The 19,453-nt window shown below is 65.8% G+C and carries 22 protein-coding genes, 1 tRNA gene and 1 pseudogene; 13 read left to right on the top strand and 11 right to left on the bottom strand.

The window, feature by feature from the left end; genetic code table 11:
• The first annotated feature begins 56 nt into the window (after positions 1-56).
• Genes ACFSCT_RS16645 through ACFSCT_RS16635 form a run of 3 tightly spaced genes read left to right on the top strand, consistent with a single transcriptional unit; the run spans position 57 to position 2,144 of the window.
• The gene (locus ACFSCT_RS16645; protein ID WP_379144642.1) at positions 57-704 is read left to right on the top strand and encodes an amino acid ABC transporter permease; all 648 of its coding nucleotides are present in this window, start codon (positions 57-59) and stop codon (positions 702-704) included.
• Positions 704-1,366: an amino acid ABC transporter permease gene (locus ACFSCT_RS16640; RefSeq protein WP_379144640.1), complete on the top strand. Its 663-nt coding sequence runs from the start codon at positions 704-706 to the stop codon at positions 1,364-1,366. Before ACFSCT_RS16645 ends, ACFSCT_RS16640 begins: the two co-directional genes overlap by 1 nt.
• Positions 1,367-1,370: 4 nt before the next feature.
• Complete coding sequence (locus ACFSCT_RS16635) at positions 1,371-2,144, top strand: amino acid ABC transporter ATP-binding protein (protein WP_379144638.1); 774 nt, start codon at positions 1,371-1,373, stop codon at positions 2,142-2,144.
• Between the two features lie 48 nt (positions 2,145-2,192).
• Here ACFSCT_RS16635 and ACFSCT_RS16630 read toward each other — a convergent pair whose 3' ends face one another.
• Together ACFSCT_RS16630 and ACFSCT_RS16625 are read right to left on the bottom strand one after the other, a co-directional pair.
• On the bottom strand, positions 2,193-3,452 hold the full coding sequence (locus ACFSCT_RS16630; protein ID WP_379144635.1) for a glycerate kinase type-2 family protein: 1,260 nt from the start codon (positions 3,450-3,452) through the stop codon (positions 2,193-2,195).
• Positions 3,453-3,511: 59 nt separating this feature from the next.
• Complete coding sequence (locus tag ACFSCT_RS16625; protein ID WP_379144633.1) at positions 3,512-4,387, bottom strand: hypothetical protein; 876 nt, start codon at positions 4,385-4,387, stop codon at positions 3,512-3,514.
• A 153-nt stretch (positions 4,388-4,540) separates the two neighbouring features.
• Between ACFSCT_RS16625 and ACFSCT_RS16620 the strand changes: the two genes are divergently transcribed.
• The 3 genes from ACFSCT_RS16620 (at position 4,541) to ACFSCT_RS16610 (ending at position 5,688) form a co-directional block, all read left to right on the top strand.
• A tRNA-Thr gene (locus ACFSCT_RS16620) sits at positions 4,541-4,615 on the top strand.
• 177 nt (positions 4,616-4,792) lie between these two features.
• Complete coding sequence (locus ACFSCT_RS16615; RefSeq protein WP_379144632.1) at positions 4,793-5,167, top strand: NADH:ubiquinone oxidoreductase subunit NDUFA12; 375 nt, start codon at positions 4,793-4,795, stop codon at positions 5,165-5,167.
• Positions 5,164-5,688 (top strand): DUF2155 domain-containing protein, encoded by a 525-nt coding sequence (locus ACFSCT_RS16610; protein ID WP_379144630.1) that lies wholly within the window; start codon positions 5,164-5,166, stop codon positions 5,686-5,688. Before ACFSCT_RS16615 ends, ACFSCT_RS16610 begins: the two co-directional genes overlap by 4 nt.
• Here the strand turns inward: ACFSCT_RS16610 and aat are convergent.
• From aat to accB, 3 genes are read right to left on the bottom strand one after another with little or no spacing between them, the layout of a single operon-like run.
• Positions 5,652-6,320: a leucyl/phenylalanyl-tRNA--protein transferase gene (aat, locus tag ACFSCT_RS16605; RefSeq protein ID WP_379144629.1), complete on the bottom strand. Its 669-nt coding sequence runs from the start codon at positions 6,318-6,320 to the stop codon at positions 5,652-5,654. The two genes, ACFSCT_RS16610 and aat, sit on opposite strands and share 37 nt — an antisense overlap.
• Positions 6,296-7,642, bottom strand: coding sequence for an acetyl-CoA carboxylase biotin carboxylase subunit (gene accC, locus ACFSCT_RS16600; protein ID WP_379144627.1), 1,347 nt, complete (start codon positions 7,640-7,642; stop codon positions 6,296-6,298). Before accC ends, aat begins: the two co-directional genes overlap by 25 nt.
• A 6-nt stretch (positions 7,643-7,648) precedes the next feature.
• A complete protein-coding gene (gene accB / locus ACFSCT_RS16595) occupies positions 7,649-8,158 on the bottom strand; it encodes an acetyl-CoA carboxylase biotin carboxyl carrier protein (protein WP_379144625.1) in 510 nt (169 codons plus the stop codon).
• Between the two features lie 182 nt (positions 8,159-8,340).
• Here accB and ACFSCT_RS16590 point away from each other — a divergent pair, with 182 nt between their 5' ends.
• Positions 8,341-8,835 (top strand): hypothetical protein, encoded by a 495-nt coding sequence (locus tag ACFSCT_RS16590; protein ID WP_379144623.1) that lies wholly within the window; start codon positions 8,341-8,343, stop codon positions 8,833-8,835.
• 104 nt (positions 8,836-8,939) lie between these two features.
• Here ACFSCT_RS16590 and ACFSCT_RS16585 read toward each other — a convergent pair whose 3' ends face one another.
• The 3 genes from ACFSCT_RS16585 to hisA form a co-directional block, all read right to left on the bottom strand.
• A complete protein-coding gene (locus ACFSCT_RS16585) occupies positions 8,940-9,257 on the bottom strand; it encodes a phosphoribosyl-ATP diphosphatase (RefSeq protein WP_379144621.1) in 318 nt (105 codons plus the stop codon).
• Complete coding sequence (gene hisF, locus ACFSCT_RS16580) at positions 9,254-10,015, bottom strand: imidazole glycerol phosphate synthase subunit HisF (RefSeq protein ID WP_379144619.1); 762 nt, start codon at positions 10,013-10,015, stop codon at positions 9,254-9,256. Before hisF ends, ACFSCT_RS16585 begins: the two co-directional genes overlap by 4 nt.
• A gap of 116 nt (positions 10,016-10,131) precedes the next feature.
• Positions 10,132-10,848: a 1-(5-phosphoribosyl)-5-[(5-phosphoribosylamino)methylideneamino]imidazole-4-carboxamide isomerase gene (gene hisA / locus ACFSCT_RS16575; protein WP_379144617.1), complete on the bottom strand. Its 717-nt coding sequence runs from the start codon at positions 10,846-10,848 to the stop codon at positions 10,132-10,134.
• Positions 10,849-11,018: 170 nt separating this feature from the next.
• Here hisA and ACFSCT_RS16570 point away from each other — a divergent pair, with 170 nt between their 5' ends.
• Both ACFSCT_RS16570 and ACFSCT_RS16565 read left to right on the top strand, forming a co-directional pair.
• Positions 11,019-11,405, top strand: coding sequence for a DUF2147 domain-containing protein (locus ACFSCT_RS16570; RefSeq protein WP_379144614.1), 387 nt, complete (start codon positions 11,019-11,021; stop codon positions 11,403-11,405).
• Between the two features lie 167 nt (positions 11,406-11,572).
• Entirely contained in the window at positions 11,573-12,931 is a 1,359-nt protein-coding gene (locus ACFSCT_RS16565) for a glycosyltransferase family 61 protein (protein ID WP_379144613.1), read from the top strand.
• Positions 12,932-12,974: 43 nt separating this feature from the next.
• Here the strand turns inward: ACFSCT_RS16565 and hisH are convergent, their stop codons facing one another.
• Both hisH and hisB read right to left on the bottom strand, forming a co-directional pair.
• Positions 12,975-13,616 (bottom strand): imidazole glycerol phosphate synthase subunit HisH, encoded by a 642-nt coding sequence (gene hisH, locus ACFSCT_RS16560; protein WP_379144611.1) that lies wholly within the window; start codon positions 13,614-13,616, stop codon positions 12,975-12,977.
• Positions 13,613-14,200 (bottom strand): imidazoleglycerol-phosphate dehydratase HisB, encoded by a 588-nt coding sequence (gene hisB, locus ACFSCT_RS16555; protein ID WP_379144610.1) that lies wholly within the window; start codon positions 14,198-14,200, stop codon positions 13,613-13,615. Before hisB ends, hisH begins: the two co-directional genes overlap by 4 nt.
• A gap of 237 nt (positions 14,201-14,437) precedes the next feature.
• Here hisB and ACFSCT_RS16550 point away from each other — a divergent pair, with 237 nt between their 5' ends.
• From ACFSCT_RS16550 to ACFSCT_RS16535, 4 genes are all read left to right on the top strand, one after another.
• Positions 14,438-16,102, top strand: a complete 1,665-nt coding sequence (locus tag ACFSCT_RS16550) for a BCCT family transporter (RefSeq protein WP_379144608.1) — start codon at positions 14,438-14,440, stop codon at positions 16,100-16,102.
• Positions 16,103-16,204: 102 nt separating this feature from the next.
• Positions 16,205-16,951 carry a hypothetical protein gene (locus ACFSCT_RS16545; protein WP_379144607.1) on the top strand — a complete coding sequence of 249 codons (747 nt, stop codon included), beginning with the start codon at positions 16,205-16,207 and terminating at the stop codon, positions 16,949-16,951.
• 2 nt (positions 16,952-16,953) lie between these two features.
• A complete protein-coding gene (locus tag ACFSCT_RS16540; RefSeq protein ID WP_379144605.1) occupies positions 16,954-17,319 on the top strand; it encodes a cell division protein ZapA in 366 nt (121 codons plus the stop codon).
• Entirely contained in the window at positions 17,312-17,758 is a 447-nt protein-coding gene (locus ACFSCT_RS16535; protein ID WP_379144603.1) for a GFA family protein, read from the top strand. Before ACFSCT_RS16540 ends, ACFSCT_RS16535 begins: the two co-directional genes overlap by 8 nt.
• A gap of 159 nt (positions 17,759-17,917) precedes the next feature.
• On the opposite strand, the pseudogene purF reads toward ACFSCT_RS16535, so the two are convergent.
• Positions 17,918-19,375: pseudogene (gene purF / locus ACFSCT_RS16530) on the bottom strand (amidophosphoribosyltransferase); the annotation flags it as partial.
• Positions 19,376-19,453 lie beyond the last annotated feature (78 nt).

Below are 19,453 nucleotides of genomic sequence, written 5' to 3'. Positions count from 1 at the left end.
CCCATGCGCGCGGGCCGGACAAACCGGCCCGCGCTTTTCCTTTGAACGGGCAGGCAATGTTTTCCACCGCAACATTCATGGCGGATCTGTCGACGCTGGCTTGGGCGGCGCGTTTCACGCTGCTGGTCTCGGTCCTCGGCATCGCGCTGGGGCTGGTCATCGGGGCGCTGATCTGCGCGGCGCGGCTGTCGCGGAACCGGGTTCTGCGCGGCTTCGCGGCGCTTTGGGTCAGCTTTCTGCGCGGGGTGCCGCTGCTGGTTCAGCTTTTGCTGGCCTATTACCTCTTGCCGGTGATTGGCATCGACGTGCCGGCCATGGTCGCGGCGGTGGTCACGCTGGGCATCTGCGCCAGCGCCTATATCAGCGAGATCTGGCGCGGCGCCATCGCCGCGCTGCCCCCCGGTCAGGCCGAGGCCGCCGAGGCGATCGGCATGCGCCCGCGCGACATCTGGACCCGCATCCTGCTGCCGCAGGCCATCACCATGTCGCTGCCGGCGCTGATCAATGAGCTGATCCTGCTGGTCAAGGCCAGCTCGCTGGTCTCGGTCGTCGGCATTCTGGAGGTCACGCGGATGAGCCAGGCCATCGCCGGATCGACCTTTCGCCCGCTCGAGGCCTATCTGGCGGCGGGCTGCATCTATCTTGTCATCAACCTTTGCCTTGCCACGTTCGGCAGGGTGCTGGAACGCAGGCTGGCGGTCTGATGGATCTGTCGCTTTTCGCCCAATACGGACCGCTGCTGCTGAAGGGTTTCGGCGTCACCATCTTTTGCTGGCTGGTCGGCACGATCTGCGCGATGGCGCTGGGGCTGGCGATCGCGCTGGCCGAACGCTACGGGCCGCGACCGCTGCGCTGGCTGATCCGCGCCTATATCGAGATCATCCGCGGCACGCCGTTTCTGGTGCAACTGTTCCTGCTCTACTATGGCGGCCCGCTGGTCGGATTGCGGCTGGACGCGCTGCCGGCGGGGCTGCTGGGCCTGACCATCTATGGCAGCCCCTATTTCGCCGAGATCTTCCGGTCGGGCTTCAACGCCGTTCCGGTCGGCCAGATCGAGGCCGCGCGCGCCATCGGCATGGCCGAACCCACGATCCTTGCCCGGATCATGCTGCCGGTGGCGCTGGTCTCGGCGCTGCCGGCGCTGGTCAATTTCGCCATCATCCTGACCAAGGAAACGGTGATCCTGTCGATCATCACCGTGCCCGAGATCATGTATCAGGTGAACCGGATGGGGGCCGAAACCTTCGCCTTTGTCGAGGCCACGCTTGCGCTTGCGCTGTTCTACTGGGCGCTGGTCGAGGTGATCTCGCGTCTTGGCCGGCGGCTTGAACGCCGCGTCACCCGCTTCATGATCGAAAGGGTCTGATCCCATGGACGCATCCGCCGTCGAAATCAGCAATGTCGACAAGTTCTTCGGGCCGTTTCAGGCGCTGAAAAAGGTCTCGCTGTCGATCCCGCCGGAAAAGGTGACCTGCCTGATCGGGCCATCCGGGTCGGGCAAATCCACGCTTCTGCGCTGCATCAATTTCCTTGAAGCCTATGACGCGGGCGAGATCCGCATCGACGGCGAGCTGATCGGATATGAGAGCCCGGGCGGTCGCCGGATGCCCGCGCGCCGGCTGCGCGCGATGCGCCGCCGCATCGGCATGGTGTTCCAGCAGTTCAACCTGTGGCCGCATATGACGGCGCAGGAAAACGTGGCCGAGGGGCTGATCCGGGTGCGCGGACTGCCAAGGGCCGAGGCCGCCAGCCGCGCCGCCGAGGCGCTGCGGAAGGTCGGGCTTGCCGACAAGATGGCGAACCACCCCGCGCGCCTGTCGGGCGGCCAGCAACAGCGCGTCGCCATCGCCCGCGCCATCGCGATGGAGCCGAAGCTGATGCTGTTCGACGAACCGACCAGCGCGCTTGATCCCGAACTGGTGGGCGAGGTGCTGACGGTGATGAAACGCCTTGCCGCCGAGGGCATGACCATGGTGGTGGTGACCCATGAGATGGGCTTTGCCGCCCATGTCGCCGATCAGGTCGCCTTCATGGAAAAGGGCGAGATGGTCACCCACGGCACCGCCGCCGAGATTTTCAAGGGCGCCAGCGACCCCCGCCTGCGCAGCTTTCTGGAAAGCTATAACGAGCGGAACGCGATTTAACGCCCGCGCCTCCGGCGAAGAACCGTGTCTGCGGCAAAGGATCGCGCCTCAGGCCGGGGGCTGGATCAGGATCGCCCGGAAATCATTGACATTGGTCAGGGTCGGCCCGGTCACGACCTGATCGCCAATCGCCGCAAAGAAATTATGCGCGTCGTTGCGGTCCAGCGCGCGGGCGGGGTCGGTGCCGGCGGTCCGGGCGCGGGGCAGCGTGTCGGGGGTGATGATCGCGCCCGCGACCTCGGCCGCGCCGTCGATGCCGTCGGTGTCGCAGGCGATCGCATAAATGCCCGGCGCGCCGTCCAGCGCGATGGCCATGGCCAGCATGTATTCGGCATTGGGCCCGCCCGATCCGTCGCCGCGCCGGGTCACCGTCAGCTCGCCCCCCGACATCAGGATCAGCGGTGCGTCGCCCGGCGCCATCGCGGCCTGCGCTTCCCGTGCCATGCGGGCGTGGTCGGCGGCGACGCTGCGCGCCTCGCCCTCCAGCGCGTCGCCAAGGATACGCACGGTAAAGCCGTTTTCGCGGGCCAGTGCCGCCGCACCCTCGAGCGACTGGATCGGGGCCGAGATGACCCGGTTTTCGACTTTGGAAAGGCGCGGATCCCCGGGCGGGACCACGCCGGTCTGGCCCTCCAGCGCGGCGCGGACCGAGGCGGGCGCGGCGATGTTCCAGCGCTCAAGGATCGCGCGGGCGTCGGCAGGGGTCGAGGCGTCACCCACCGTCGGACCCGAGCCGATATAGGCCGGATCGTCCCCCGGCACGTCCGAAATCAGCAGCGCCAGCATCGGCGCGGGATCGGCCAGCGCCGCCAACTGCCCGCCCTTGACCCGGCTCAGGTGTTTGCGGACCGTGTTCATCTGGTCGATGGGGGCGCCGCTGGCCAGAAGCGCCGCGTTCACCGCCCGCTTTTCGTCAAGCGTCACGCCTTTGGCCGGTGCCACCAAAAGCGCCGAGGCACCGCCCGAGATCAGCGCGATCACCAGATCGTCGGGGCCGGCGTCGGCCACCAGATCCATCAGCCGCGCCGTGCCCGCCGCCCCGGCCGCATCGGGAACCGGGTGCGCGGCCTCGACCACCTCGACATGGGTCGGGCGGCCGTGGCCGTAGCGGGTGACGATCAGCCCGTCGCAGGGGCCCCACTCGGCCTCGACCGCCTCGGCCATGCGCGCGGACGCCTTTCCCGCCCCGACCAGCAGCACGCGCCCCCGGGGCCGCGGCGGCAGATGCCCCGCGATCACCCGCATCGGATCGGCAAGCCGGACGGCGCGATCGAACAGCGCGCGCAGCAGGGTTTGCGGGTCGGTCATGTCATGCCTCATGGTCTTGGCTGGCGGAAAGGGCGGGAGTGAAGGGGCCGGGCGCGGGGTCAGGGCGCGATGAACTCGACGCCCGGGGTGGCCGCGATCTCGGCCGCGTCGGAATCGTAGATCTCGTCCACCAGATCCAGTGTGACATCGGTCCAGCCGGGCAGGTCGATCGTTTCCTCGGTGATCTCGGGGTTGGCGAAGCGGTGCAGCATCTCGGCAAAGATCGCGCGGCGGGCCTGAACGGTCTGGGGCGTCCGCCGGGTCAGCGCGAGGTCAAGCGCCACCGCGCCTTCGGGGCGCATGGCGCGCTGGATCATCAGCAGATCGCCCTCCATCGGCTCGGCCGCGGGAACGCCGCTGACCCGGCGCATCACCTCGGGCCAGACGAAGGGCGCGTCCTCGTTGCACCAGACGACGACGCGGGCGTGCGGCACCGCCTGCGTCAGCGCCCGGACCGCCGGCGCCCAACGCAGGTGGTTCAGTTCCACCCCGTTCACCATCTGCGGGATGGTGCGGTCCTTTACCCGTGCCGCTACCCGCTGAAGGAAAATGCCCGGATGGCAGATCGCGAGGTGAAATTCGATATCGGCGCTGGGAAAAAGGTTGAAAAGGCCGGTCGCCCGCATCGCCGCGCGCGGGAACATACCGCTGGTCGAGAAGGAATAACCGGGCATACCTAGAAACGTCGGGTTCGAGAAAACCACGCGACGGACGTCATCGCGGTCGACGATCGCGTCCAGCATCGCCTCTTGCAGGGTTTCCGACGCGACGCCGCCTTTCAGCGATGCGGCAGCCTCGCGCAGGACATCGCGATAGCGGCCGGGGGCCGGCACCTCGACCCCGTAACGGGCCAGCGTGTCGCGGTTCTGAAGCAGCGCCCGCAGCAATCGTTCATCATCGGTTGCCGGCGCGCCAAGGTGGAAGGCTATCTGCATTTCCGTGCTGCCCGTCCCGTATAAATCGCTGTTTCCCGCCGATCATAGGCGGATTTGGCGGGCGGAAAACCCGAATTTCGGCGCCGGCGATGGCCCCGCGGCAACGCCGGACTTGCACAGCGCCGCGGCAGCGTTTATCCGAGCCTCGGTCGGGCCGGTTTAGCTCAGCGGTAGAGCAGCGGTTTTGTAAACCGAAGGTCGGGGGTTCAATCCCCTCAACCGGCACCATTTCGCCCCGTCCCCCTTGCATGGCGATCATCCGCGTCGCGAAACCGGCCCGCGCGGGGCGCGCGCGCGCCGCGCCGGATCGCCAAACTGTCAGCCGGTGCGCGCGTCGTGACGCTGGACCTTCGGCCCCATATTTGGCATATGCTGAAGCCCGACCCGTTGCCGGAGAAACGACAGATGAATTTCCTCAAGCGCCTGCTGACCTGGTGGAACGGCCAGACCATGAACACGCAGGTCTGGACCTGGCTTTACGGCGAAAAAGTCGGCGAGGATGCGCAGGGCAACATCTTTTACCAGACCGCCGGCGGCAAGCGGCGCTGGGTGATCTATAACGGCGAATCCGAGGCGAGCCGGATCGACCCCGACTGGCACGGCTGGCTGCATTTCACCTATGACGAGCCGCCGACCAAGGCGCCGCTCAAGCATCAAACGTGGGAGCGTCCGCACATAATGAACCAGACCGGCACCACCAACGCCTATGTCCCGCCGGGCTCGATCATGAACACGGTGCCCGAAGGGCGGCGCGATTACGAAGCTTGGCAGCCGGAATGATGCGGATCGTTCGCCTTCGACCGGCGCTGGTCGTCGCCGCGGCGCTGGGACTGGCGCTGTCCGGGGCTGCCATCGCGCAAGAGGCGCCGCCGCCACCCGAAGAACTGACCTCGGACGGGCTTTCGGCCTTTGTCGAGGGGGGCGAGGGCGAATCCGACGTGATGCCGGAAAACTCGGCCCCCGCGACCGAAGCCCTGCCCGAGGTGACCCCGCAGGGTCCCGACGCGGCGGCGGGCCGGTTCGCGATGCTGCGCGGTCTGGACCGGCTGACCGGGCTGACCGAGGATTTGCCGGTGCAGGTCGGGCAGACCGTCGATTTCGGGCGGCTTGCGGTGCGGCTGGACGAATGCCGGTTTCCGGCGCAGAACCCGAACTCGGACGCTTATGCGCTGCTGTCGATCGCCGACAAGGAAAAAGGCACGCCCAGCTTTCAGGGCTGGATGATCGCATCAAGCCCGGCGCTTTCGGCGCTGGATGACCCGCGCTACGACGTCTGGGTCATTTCCTGCAAGACAAGCTGAACCGGCGGCAGCGGCCGCACCCCGAATACCGCCGGCAGGGTCAGGGCAAAGTCCAGCCGCACGCGATAGTCGGCCCTGCTGATCTCGCGCCCGCCGAGGCTGGCCAGATGGGTGGTCAGATATTGCGTGTCGAACAGCCGGAACCCGCTTTTGCGCAGGTGATGGATCAGCCACACCATCGCCACTTTCGAGGCATCGCGGCGGCGCGAGAACATGCTTTCACCGAAAAACGCGCCGCCCAGCGTGACCCCGAACAAGCCGCCGACCAGCGCGTCGCCTTCATAAAGTTCGATCGAATGGGCGTTGCCCATTTCGTGCAGGCGCCGGTACAGGCGCGACAGGGGCGCGTTGATCCAGGTCTCGTCGCGTTCAGCGCAGCCGGCGACGGTGGCGTCGAAATCATGGTTCAGGCGAACATCCCAGCCGCAATTACGCACCCGCCGGGCCAGCGAGCGGGTGATCCGCATCTGATGAAGCGGCATGATCCCGCGCCGGGGCGGATCGAACCAGAGCAGACGCGGATCCGACGCACTGGCCGCCATCGGGAAGATGCCCCGGGCATAGCCCGAGAGCAGTTGCTTGGGTGAAAGCACCCCGATGTCGCGCCTTAGGCCAGGTTTTCGCTCAGCCATTTCTCCAGCCAATGGATGGAATAATTGCCGGACTTGATGTCGGGCTCGTCAAGCAAAGCATTGAACAAGGGCACGGTGGTGTCCACACCATCGACGATCAATTCGCCCAAGGCGCGCGACAGCCGCGCCAATGCCTCGGGGCGGTCACGGCCGTGGACGATCAGCTTGCCGATCAGGCTGTCGTAATAGGGCGGGATGCGATAGCCGTCGTAAAGCGCGCTGTCGATCCGCACGCCAAGGCCGCCCGGCGCGTGATACTGGGTGATCTTGCCGGGGCAGGGCGCGAAATTCGGCAGCCGCTCGGCGTTGATCCGCACCTCGATCGCGTGACCGTTGATCTTCAGCTTGTCCTGATCAAGCTCCATCGGCTCGCCGGCGGCGACGCGGATCTGCTCGCGGACCAGATCGACGCCATAGATCGCCTCGGTCACCGGGTGTTCGACCTGAAGGCGGGTGTTCATCTCGATGAAATAGAACTCGCCGTCCTCATACAGGAACTCGATGGTGCCGGCGCCGATATAGCCGAGCTTTTTCATCGCATCGGCGCAGATTGTGCCGATGCGGCTGCGTTCTTCGGGGGTGATGGTGGGACCGGGGGCTTCCTCCAGCACTTTCTGGTGGCGGCGCTGCAAGGAACAGTCACGCTCGCCCAGATAGACCGCATTGCCCTTGCCATCGCCGAAAACCTGAATCTCGATATGGCGGGGCTTTTGCAGGTATTTCTCGATATAGACCTCATCGTTGCCGAAGGCCGCCTTGGCTTCGGAACGCGCGGTGCGGAAGGCAACTTCAAGGCCCGCCTCGTCATGGGCGACCTTCATGCCGCGGCCGCCGCCGCCCGCCGTCGCCTTGATGATCACCGGATAGCCGATCTCTTTCGCGACAGTCTTGGCGGTCGCGACGTCGGGCACCCCGCCGTCAGACCCCGGCACGACCGGAATACCCAGCGCCTTGGCGGTTTCCTTGGCGGTGATCTTGTCGCCCATGATGCGGATATGTTCGCTGGTCGGGCCGATGAAGGTGATGCCGTGATCCTCCAGCGCCTGCACGAAGCTGGCGTTTTCGGACAGGAAGCCATAGCCCGGATGGATCGCCTGCGCGCCGGTGATTTCACAGGCCGAGATAATCGCCGGCACCGACAGATAGCTTTCGGACGAGGGCGGCGGCCCGATGCAGACCGATTCATCGGCCATGCGGACATGCATCGCGTCGCTGTCGGCGGTCGAATGGACGGCGACCGAGGCGATGCCCATCTCGCGGCAGGCGCGGATGACACGAAGGGCGATCTCGCCCCGGTTGGCGATCAGGATTTTTTCAAACATCGCGGATCACTCCACGATCATCAGCGGGCTGCCGTATTCGACCGCGGTGCCATCCTCGACCAGAATACGGCGGACGGTGCCGGCGCGGGGGGCGGGGATGTGGTTCATGGTCTTCATCGCCTCGACGATCAGCAGCGTATCGCCCTCGGCGACGGTCTGGCCGATCTGGACGAAGGGCGCCGCACCGGGTTCGGCCGACAGATAGGCGGTGCCGACCATGGGCGAGGTGACGGCGCCCGGCAGGTTCGCCGGGTCGTCGCTGACCGTTCCGGCCGAGGCCGCGGCCACCGCTGCGGCAGGGGCGGCGGGCGCGGCCGCCATTGCCGCCACGGGCGCGGCCTGCATGACGACCTGCTGGCCATGTTTCGACAGGCTGACCGTCAGGCGGTCGTTTTCGCCATACTCCCGCTTTACCGACAACTCGGACAGGTCGCTGCTGTTCAGAAGATCGGCCAGCGACTTGATGAAAGCGACATCGCCTTCGTGCTGCTTGCCGGATTTATCGTCTGCGGTCATGAGGATCCTCTGCCTTGTGAAACCCGCGTCTGACGCGCGGTGGAATTGCGTGGCTTATATCAAGGAACGTCACGCAAGGGAAAGCGATTTGGGCCGTTGCCCCCCGTTTTTGACGCTCGATTTCTGTTGCCGCCGGAATAGAATATGGGGTCAAATCTTCCCAAAGCGCAAGGAGTTGTGACATGCCCCGTCGTTTCCGGCGATTTCTGACGCCCTCAATTTTCCTTGCGCTGACCGCTGCGCCCGCATTCGCCGACGCGCTGGATTATCTGGACGGGCGCTTTTTTGCCTCGGCCGGGCTGTGCGATGCGTTGGAGCGTGATGGCATGGCGGCGGTCGACAACACCGAAGGCGAGGTGCTGACCGGGGGTGATCTGGGCGCTTTCCATATCCCGCAATATCCCGGCATCTGCCGGATCGACGGCATCGTGAATCCGCAGCTTTTCGGCCGGGGCAGCGACCTGCCGACGGCGATGGTCACGGTGTCCTGCATCGACGATGTGGCGGTGCCGGACTTCGGCATTTTCGCGCTGGAATACTGGCCGCCCGAGAATGGAAACATCGCGCGGGTCACGGTCTATCCGGTTGCGGCCGGGGCGTTGGACCATCTCGTCGGCGACTATTCCGAATGCAGCGGACGCCCGGCGAAGCTGCTGGCAGAGCTTTTCAGCGAATAGGCCAGGGGAGGCCGGCCAGTTGCCGGGACCCGCGAGGCTCCGCGTCGCGTTGGCGGCATCGCCGTTGGCCGGGGCTGGGTCGCATCCCGCGCGGGCGGTGCCGTTCAGCCGCGACCGGCCTTTTCGGCGATGCCCGACCGGTCTTCGCGGCGGGTCAGTTCCGCCGCGACATCGGCCAGCGTCAGGTCGCGCGCCGCCAGCATGACCGCAAGATGATAGATCACATCGGCGGCTTCGGCGGTCAGCCGGGCGCGGTCGCCCTTTACCGCCTCGATGATCGCCTCGACCGCCTCTTCGCCGAATTTCTCGGCGCATTTTTCCGGCCCCTTGGCCAGAAGTTGCGCGGTCCAGCTGCTGTCGGGATCGGCGCCCTTGCGCGCGGCGATCGTCGCGTCGAGGCGCGAGAAAGCGTCATGGCTCATACCAGCCTCATGGGGATGCCGGCGGCGGCCATATGGGCCTTGGCCTCGCCGATGGTGAAGGTGCCGAAGTGAAAGATCGAGGCCGCAAGAACCGCGCTGGCATGGCCCTCGGTCACGCCCTCGACAAGGTGGTCCAGCGTGCCGACCCCGCCCGAGGCGATGACCGGAATATCGACCGCATCGGCGATGGCGCGGGTCAGGGGCAGGTTGAAGCCGGCCTTGGTGCCGTCGCGGTCCATCGAGGTCAGCAGGATTTCCCCGGCGCCCTTGGCCGCGACCAGCACGGCGAAGGCGACCGCGTCGATGCCCGTCGCCTTGCGGCCGCCGTGGGTGAAAATTTCCCACCGGCCGGGGGCAACGGTCTTGGCGTCGATGGCGCAGACGATGCATTGCGACCCGAAACGGTCGGCGGCCTCGGCGATCACGTCGGGGTCGGCCACGGCGGCCGAGTTGAACGACACCTTGTCGGCCCCGGCCAGCAGCAGCGCGCGCACATCGGCGTGGCTGCGTACCCCGCCGCCCACGGTCAGGGGCACAAAGCACTGTTCGGCCGTGCGGGTCACCACGTCGAACATGGTGCCGCGATTTTCATGGGTGGCGTGAATATCCAGAAAACAGATCTCGTCGGCGCCGGCGGCGTCATAGGCGCGCGCGGCCTGAACCGGATCGCCGGCATCGACCAGATCGACGAAATTGACGCCCTTGACGACCCGGCCATCGGCCACGTCGAGACAGGGGATGATGCGGGTTTTCAGCATGACGGATCCGTCTTGGTTCGGGTCGATCTAGGGGTTTTCGGCCCCGACGCCAAGGGGGACTCCAAGAGGGGGCGCCAAGGGGGGCGCCAAGGGGCGCGCCAAAGGGGGGGCGCCGTTCAGCCAAGCGCGGCAAGCGCCCGGCGCAGGTCCAGCGCGCCTTCGTAAAGCGCCCGCCCGCTGATCGCGCCGGCGATCACCCCGGTATCGCGCAGCGCCACAAGGTCGGTCATCGACGACACCCCGCCCGACGCGATCACCGGGATGGCGACGGCGCGCGCCAACGCCTCGGTCGCGCCGATATTCGGTCCGCCCATGGCGCCATCGCGGTCGATGTCGGTGTAGATGATCGCGGCAACGCCCGCGTCGGCGAAGCGGCGCGCCAGATCGGTGGCGTTCACATCGGTTTCCTCGGCCCAGCCACGGGTAGCGACGCGGCCACCCCTTGCGTCGATGCCGACCGCGATGCGGCCCGGAAAGGCGGCGGCGGCGCTGCGCACCAGATCGGGGTTCTCGACCGCGACCGTGCCCAGAATGACCCGCGCCAGACCCGCCGAAAGCCAGCTTTCGATCGTCGCCATGTCGCGGATGCCGCCGCCCAGTTGCACCGGAATGGTGACCGCCGCCAATATCGCCTCGACCGCCGCGCGATTGACCGGCTGGCCGGCGAAGGCGCCGTTCAGATCGACCAGATGCAGCCATTCCGCCCCGGCGTTCTGAAACGCCAGCGCCTGCGCGGCCGGATCCGTGCCGAAGACCGTCGCCGCGTTCATGTCGCCGCGCAGCAGCCGGACACAGGCGCCGTCCTTGAGGTCGATGGCGGGGTAAAGGATCATGGCGGGTGCCCTGCTGCTGTGATCTGCGTCGGTGTGATCTGCGTCAGGGGCCGCAGCCCCCCGGGGCGCTGATTGCCACAAGCCCGCCCGTGCGGCAACCGACCTGACGTAACACTTGCCCGAATCCGGCCGTCAAAGGACAAATGCGGCATGGTTTCTGGGAGGATTCGATGAAAAAATTTGCACTTGCCGCCGGTTTCGCGCTTTTGGGCGGCGCCGCCATGGCCGCCGACCCGATCGAAGGGATCTGGCAGACTCAGCCCGACGATGGCGCCTTTGCCTTTGTCACGATCAAACCCTGCGGGCCGAATTTCTGCGGCAATATCACCAAGACCTTCAAGGGCAAGGACGAATACGACTCGCCCAATCTGGGCAAGCCCATCGTGATCGACATGGCCCCGCAGGGCGGCGGCAGATACGAGGGCAAGGTCTGGCGGCCGTCCAACAACAAGATCTACATGGGCAAGGTTTCGGTCAACGGCAAGGCGATGAGCCTGTCGGGCTGCGTCGCCGGCGGGCTGATCTGCAAATCGCAGGACTGGGTGAAGGTAAAGTAGCCGCGCTTCGGACACGCGCCCGGCGCTGGCCCGGTTCTGGCCCGGTTGTGGCCCGGCGCTGGCCGGATGATGGCCGGGCGCCGGGCGATCGCGGGCCGGGCGGTTATTTCGCAATTGACACGCGGTGGTGAAACCGGACTACCCTGCCGGAACGGGTTTCTGGGGAAGTGCGTGGTTTGACCTCGTCAGTCGATTTGCAATGGGTCTGTCCGGGGGTGGCGCCGGAAAGCTATCTGCTTGCCAGACCGAACTGGTTCAGCAAGCCGGCGCGGGGCGGCATCGCCGACATCTGGGCGCTTGCGGCGGATCACTCACGCTTTGACAAGCCGGTCCGCAACAAGATGCGGATCATGATCGAACCCAGCTTTGACCCCGAAAACCCCCGGCGCGAGATTGCGCTGATCAACGGCGGTCTTGTCTTTGTGCCGAAACTGACGGCCCAGCCGCATTTCCTGCGCGTGGACGGCCGGGAAATGGCGATCGAATACCACAACCTTTTCCTGCCCGGGCGCCTGCGCGAGGGATATATCGCGCAAGCCGACAGGTTCGCCGAGGCGACGCGGGATGCGCCGCTGCAACTGGCCGATCCGGCGATGGTGCCGAAGGACGCGGATTATTGCGTTCAGTCGCATTACGTCCAGAATTTCTTTCATTTCCTCACCGAAACCATGCCCTATATCGGCGCAGTCAGCGCCCATGGCGGCAAGGGCCGGGTGTTCATCACCGACGTGGCGCCGTTCCCCGGCTTCGTGCGCGATTTCATCGACACCATCTTTCCCGATCTGACCGAGCGGATCGTGCTGCATTCCGGCGTCACCACGCATGAAAACGTGCTGGTGCCCGCCGATCTGACCAATCTGGCCTATGTCCACGGCGGCGTGCCGCAACCGGAACTGCCTTCGCGGCTGCAACTGCGCTCGCTTGATCTGAACAGCGTCGGCGGCCAGACGGCGATCTTCAACAACAGCCAGTGCATCTGGCTGCGCCGGCTGCGCCGGGCCGGGCTTGAGAAAATTCCCGATCGCCTGCGCGGGCGCGGGTCGCGGCGGCTGCTGATCAGCCGCAAGCGCGCCGCAAGCCGGAAACTGATCGAAGAGGATCTGCTGCTCAAGGCGCTGGCACCCTTGGGGTTCGAGGAATTCGTCGCCGAGGGGATGAGCGCGATCGAGCAGATCGCCGCCTTCAACAGCGCCGAGATCATCATCGGGCCGCATGGCGCGGGGCAGGCGAACATGATCTTCTGCAATCCCGACTGTCACGTGATCGAGCTGACCCAGCGTCAGTTCATGGCGCGCGCGCGGCACTTCATCCGGCTTGCCGATACCGCGCGCTGCACTTTTGAATCGATCATCTGTGACGAGCACGGCACCCGCTTCAAGGTGGTGGATAATGTCGGCAACGACATCATCCTGTCGGCCGATGCCCGCGACCGGCTGGTCAGCCATGTGCAGGACATTATCGCCGGGCGGTTCACGCCGTTCGCGCGCAAATATTGCACCTTGGCCGAGGCCGGTGCACCCGCCTGAGCGGGCCTGATCGGGCCTGACCCGGCCCAGGCGGCCCGTGCCGTCACGGTTTCCAGTTCAGGAAATTTCCGATGATGCGCAGCCCCAGCCCCTGCGATTTCTCGGGGTGGAACTGGGTGCCGATGATATTGTCCCGTCCGACGATGGCGGTGACGGGGCCGCCATAGTCGACATCGGCCAGCAGATGCGACGGATCGGCGAGTTGCATGTGCCAGCCGTGGACGAAATAGGCGTGATCGCCGGAACTCACCCCCGCCAGCACCGGATGGTCGCTGCGGACACGAAGATCGTTCCAGCCCATATGCGGCACCTTCAGCCCGGCGGCGTCGATCGCGACGACCTCGCCGCCGATCCAGTCGAGCCCCGGGGTCAGGCGATATTCGTGGCCCGTTGTCGCCAGCATCTGCATGCCGACGCAGATCCCCATGAACGGCACGCCCCGGTTCAGCACGGCGTGGTTCAGCGCGTCGATCATGCCGGGGACGGCGGCCAAAGCCTCGCGGCAGGCCGGAAACGCCCCGTCACCGGGCAGCACGATGCGGTCGGCGCGGGCGACCTGATCGGCATCGGCGCAGACGATGATCTCGGCCCCGGTCTTGGCCCCGGTTTCGGCGCTCATGCGCTGAAACGCTTTCGCGGCGGAATGCAGGTTGCCGCTTTCGTAATCGACCAGAACGACCTTCAAAGCGCACCCTTGGTCGAGGGCAGGGCGCCGTTCAGCCGTGGATCCGTCTCGACCGCCTCGCGCAAGGCGCGGGCCACCGCCTTGAAGGCGGCTTCGGCGATGTGGTGGCTGTTCAGCCCGTGCAGCCGGTCGACATGCAGCGTGATGCCGCCATGGGTCGACAGGGCCTGAAAGAACTCGCGGACCAGCTCGGTATCGAAACCGCCGATCTTCGCGGAGGGAAAATCGACGTTCCAGACCAGAAACGGCCGCCCCGACAGATCCAGCGCCGCGCGCAGCAACGCATCGTCCATGGCCAGCAGAAACGCGCCATAGCGCCGGATTCCGCGCTTGTCCCCCAGCGCCTCGACCAGCGCCTGACCCAGCGCGATGCCGGTATCCTCGACGGTGTGATGATCGTCGATATGCAGATCGCCGGTCGCGCGGATGGTCATGTCGATCAGCGAATGGCGCGAAAGCTGATCCAGCATGTGATCGAAAAAACCGACGCCGGTCTGGTTGTCGTAAATCCCGGTGCCGTCCAGGTCGATGGTCACCTCGATGCGGGTCTCGGCGGTGCTGCGGGTGATGGTGGCGCGGCGCATGCCCGACCCTTTCCTGACTGTTTGCAGCGGCTTTATAGGCCGGGGCGCGATTCAGGGAAAGTGCGCAATCCGCCCGAAATTCCGGCCCAAAAGGTCGCATGCGGCCCCGATTGCGTCGTATGAATGCGTCATCGGGCGTCGGATTCTGGCCTCATGGGGGAATCACGGGATAGTGAGCGCCCGGCGGAACCGCCGCCCGCCCGTTTGCAAGAAGACCCGCAACCCGAAAGGAAGCGAATGGCTGACAACACACAATCAACCGCACCATTGATCGAAGGCGGGATCGAGCCGATCCCCACGCCGGACGGTCCGACCGAGGTGATCGAGACACCCTATGAGATCGGACAGGACAATATTTCGGCGGCCCGACCGGTCGCCTATGACATTCACAACCCGGTGTTTCTGATCTCGGCAGCGACCATTCTGGTTTTCGTCGTCGCCGCCGCGTTCTTCGGCACCACGCTGGAGCCGTTCTTTACCCATCTGCGCGACTGGCTGACCGGAAACCTCGGCTGGTTCTTCCTGACCGCCGGCAATATTTTCGTGCTGCTGTGTCTGGTGCTGATCGTTACACCCTTGGGCAATGTGCGGCTTGGCGGCCCCGATGCCACGGCGGATTATTCGCTGACCGGCTGGTTCGCGATGCTGTTCGCGGCCGGCATGGGCATCGGGCTGATGTTCTATGGCGTCGGCGAGCCGATGACGCATTTCACCACCTCGCTTGCCGGTCCGACGATCGAAAACGGCGTGCGGACCGACTGGGCACCGCTTGGCGGCGCGGCGGGCGACATGCAGGGCGCGGCGCGGCTGGGCATGGCGGCTACCATTTTCCACTGGGGGCTGCACCCTTGGGCGATCTATGCGGTGGTCGCGCTGGCGCTGGCCCTGTTCAGCTATAACAAGGGTCTGCCGCTGACCATGCGCTCGGTCTTTTATCCCATTCTGGGCGAAAGGGTCTGGGGCTGGCCGGGGCATGTCATCGACGTCCTGTCGGTGTTCGCCACGCTGTTCGGCCTTGCGACCTCGCTTGGCATCGGGGCCGAGCAGGCGACGGCGGGGCTGAACTTCCTGTTCGACATTCCCGCGACGACCGCCACCAAGATCGTGCTGATCGTCTTCATCACCGCGATCGCGACCTGTTCGGTGGTGCTGGGCATGGACAAGGGCGTCAAGATCCTGTCCGAGGTCAACATGAGCCTTGCGGTGCTGCTTTTGCTGTTCGTGATCGCCGTCGGTCCGACCGCAGCGATTCTAAGCGGCTTTTTCAGCAACCTGCTGGCTTATGCGGAATACCTGCCGGCGCTTTCCAACCCCTTCGGCCGCGAGGATACGAATTTCATGTCCGGCTGGACGGCGTTTTACTGGGCGTGGTGGATCAGCTGGTCGCCCTTCGTTGGCATGTTCATCGCCCGCGTCAGCCGTGGCCGCACCGTGCGCCAGTTCCTGATCGCGGTGCTGATTGTGCCGTCGCTGATCTCGGTCCTGTGGATGACCGCCTTGGGCGGCACCGCCATCAACCAGTATATGGAGGGCTTCCGCGGCGTGGCCGATTCCGCGCTGGAGCTACAGTTGTTCCAGATGCTGGGGCAGCTTCCGCTGTATCAACTGACCAGCCTGATCGCCATCGTGCTGGTGATCGTGTTCTTCACCACCTCCTCCGACTCGGGGTCATTGGTGGTCGACACGATCTCGGCGGGCGGCAAGGTGCATGCGCCGATCCCGCAGCGGGTGTTCTGGTGCAGCTTCGAGGGGCTGGTCGCGCTGGTCCTGATGCTTGTCGGCGGCCTGACGGCGTTGCAGGCGATGGCGGTTTCGACCGGATTGCCGTTTACATTCGTCCTGCTGGGCGCGGTCTATGCGATCATCGTCGGCCTGCGCGGCGAATTGCGTCAGACCAGCTGAACCGGCGAAAAACGACGAAGGAACGAGCGGCTCTTGCCGCTCGTTCTTGTATCCAAGCGCAAAATGGTGGCAAAACAGATCAGCAACAGGACGGATGGGCAGATGAGCCAGATCAGTGCCAGTGAAAAGCGGCTAATCGCTGCGCTGGATCGCATAGATTACTCGATCGAGCGGGCGCGCGGAACTATCGGCAAGCGCGATACCACCGGCGCCGGTTCCGCCTCCAGCCGGGCGGCGGCCGATATTGATGCGGATGCGCTTGCCGAATTGCGCGACGACAACAACCGGCTGTCGGCCGAACTGGCCCGGGTGACCGAGGAACATGCCGAGGCTCTGGCCACGCTGAACCGTCGCCTGTCCGGTGCGGGCGCCGAGACCGCCCGTCTGGTCGAGGCGAATGACGCGCTGGCGGCCGCGAACCACGCCCTGACAGAAGGTGCCGACGGCGCCGAGGTTCAGGCGCTGCGGGCCGAGGTCGCGGCGCTGCAAGCCGCCCGCGATGCCGAGATGGCGCAACTGTCCGAGATCGTGACCGCGCTTGAGGATATGCTGGGAATCGAGCCGCGCAGCACCGCCCCCGGCCGGTCCAAGGCAGCGGCGGCGACCCCGGCGGCCGCGGGCACAGTGGCGGCGACTGCGGTCGCGGCCGATGCGGCCGGTCCCGACGCGCCTTATGCCGAGGATGTGGCCCCGGTCGAGAACGACCCCGGCGACGTGGTGAATTTCGCCCGCGATGACGGCAAACCCGCCGCCGATCCGGGTGCGGCGGCCAGCAGCGTCCGCAGCTTTGAAGCGGTTTATGACGAAACCGACGACGAGACCGACCCAGACGATGATGACGAGGTTTGAATATGCCCGAAGTCAATTTCACCATCGGTCACAAGGATTATGTTCTCGCCTGCCAGCCGGGCGAGGAGCGGCTGCTTGAAAAGGCGGCGACGCTTCTGAACGGCGAGGCGCAGCAGATATTGGAACAGGCCGGGCGCATGCCCGAACAGCGGCTGTTGCTGCTGGCCGGGCTGATGCTGGCCGACCGGCTGACCGCGCTTGAGGATCGCGCGGCCTCGGCGGAACGCGAATTGAACCGTCTGAAGGCCAATCCGCCACGGCAGGAAGTCCCGGTCATCCCGACCGAGATCATCGAGACGCTGGCCGAGCTTGCCGCCCGCGCCGAATCCCTCGCCGACCGCGCCGAAGAGGTTTTGCAGGATGGCTAGGCTTACCGGCGGCTGCCAATGCGGCGCCGTCCGGTTCGCGGCCGAGATCGCCGCGCCCGCCTCGATCTGCCATTGCCGCATGTGCCAGAAAGCCAGCGGCAGTATTTTCGCGCCGCTGGTCCTAGCGGAAACCGTCGAATGGACCCGTGGCACGCGGTCGCAATTCGCAAGCTCTGACATCGCCAGCCGCGGGTTCTGCAATCAATGCGGAACGCCGCTGACCTATGAAAGCGATCAGGGGGTCGAGATCATGATCGGCGCGCTGGACGACCCGAACGCGGTGGATTTCAGCGATCAGGTGATGGTCGGGGGGCGCCACAAGGGGTTTTCCGGCCTTGCCGACCTGCCTGTGCGCCAAGCCAGCATCGAGACCAGCGGCCAGAAGATCCGCAATTATCAGCACCCGGATCGGGACACGGAAAACGAACCGCCCCGCTGAGCGGCGCCTGGTTCCGGTTTGCGGCCCCGGCTTGCGGCCCCGGCTTGCGGCTGGTTACTCGGCGGCCTCGGGCGGGCGCTGCGGTGCAAGCGTGTTCTGCACCGGGCGATAGCCGGTCTGATCCTCTTGCGCCTCGGCGTCACCGCTGACCGGATCGACCTTCATGCGAAAGCCACGCTCCATCTGGTCGAAAGGCGCGACCGGATAATCGCCCGAGAAGCAGGCGTCGCAATATTGCGGGCAGGCGTTGTTGCGGCCGCCGGCCTCGCCCGCCGCGCGATACAACCCGTCAAGGCTGATGAATTTAAGGCTGTCGACACCGATCCATTCGCGCATTTCCTCGGGCGACATCTGCGCAGCCAGCAGTTTGTCGCGGTCGGGCGTGTCGACGCCGTAGAAGCACGGCCAAGCCGTCGGCGGGCTGGCGATGCGGAAATGCACCTCGGCTGCGCCGGCATCAAGGATCATGTCCTTGATCTTGCGCGAGGTCGTGCCCCTGACCACGCTGTCGTCGACCAGCACCACCCGCTTGCCCCGGATCAGCGCCCGGTTCACGTTCAGCTTCAGCCGCACACCCATGTTGCGGATCTGCTCGGTCGGTTCGATGAAGGTGCGGCCCATGTACTGGTTGCGGATGATCCCCATCGCATAGGGAATGCCGCTTTCCTGACTGTAACCGATGGCGGCGGGCGTGCCGCTGTCGGGGACCGGGCAGACCAGATCGGCGTCGACCGGCGATTCGCGGGCCAGTTCCACCCCGATCTGGCGCCGGGTCTCATAGACCGAGCGGCCGCCGATGATCGAATCGGGGCGCGAGAAATAGACATGCTCGAACACGCAGAACCGGCTGGGATGCGGCGCGAAGGGGCGCGAGCTTTCGACCTGGCCGCGGCTGATCACCACCATCTCGCCCGGTTCGATCTCGCGCACGAATTCGGCGCCGATGATGTCGAGCGCGCAGGTTTCCGAGGACAGCACATAACCCTCGCCCCCCAGATGGCCCAGGACCAGCGGCCGCACGCCCAGGGGGTCGCGCACGCCGATCAGCTTGGTGCGGGTCATGGCGATGACGGAAAACGCCCCCTCGATCCGGCGCAGCGCGTCCTTCATCCGTTCAGGGATGTTACGCTGGATCGAGCGCGCCATCAGGTGGATGATGCATTCGCTGTCGCTGCCCGACTGGAAGATCGAGCCACGCTCGATCAGCTCGCGGCGCAGTGCGGCGGCGTTGGTGATGTTGCCGTTATGCGCGATGGCGCAGCCGCCCATGGCGAATTCGCCGAAAAAGGGCTGGACGTCGCGGATCGCGGCGCCCTTGGCGCCTGCGGTGGAATAGCGGACATGCCCGATGGCCAAGGGGCCGGGCAGGGTCTCCATCAGCGACTGTTTGGTGAAATTGTCGCGCACATAGCCAAAGCGATGGGCGCTGTTGAAACCGCTGTCGGGGTGATGGGCGACGATGCCGCCGGCTTCCTGCCCGCGGTGCTGAAGCGCATGCAGTCCCAGCGCGACGAAATTCGCCGCTTCGGCAACGCCGATCACGCCATAGACACCACATTCCTCGTGCAGGCGATCGGCGTCGAAGGGATCGGCAAGAAAGGGGCGGTCAGCTTCCATCTGGCAATCCGATCCTGCGCGGTTGGCTTACGACCGCTTACATAGGGTGGCAGTTGCGGAAAGTCACGCCCCAACCAC

It is taken from the genome of Paracoccus pacificus, from assembly GCF_042680785.1.
Classification (GTDB): Bacteria; Pseudomonadota; Alphaproteobacteria; order Rhodobacterales; family Rhodobacteraceae; genus Paracoccus; species Paracoccus pacificus.
The sequence above is the reverse complement of the archived record's forward strand: the minus strand, read 5'-3'. Positions and strand labels throughout refer to the sequence as shown.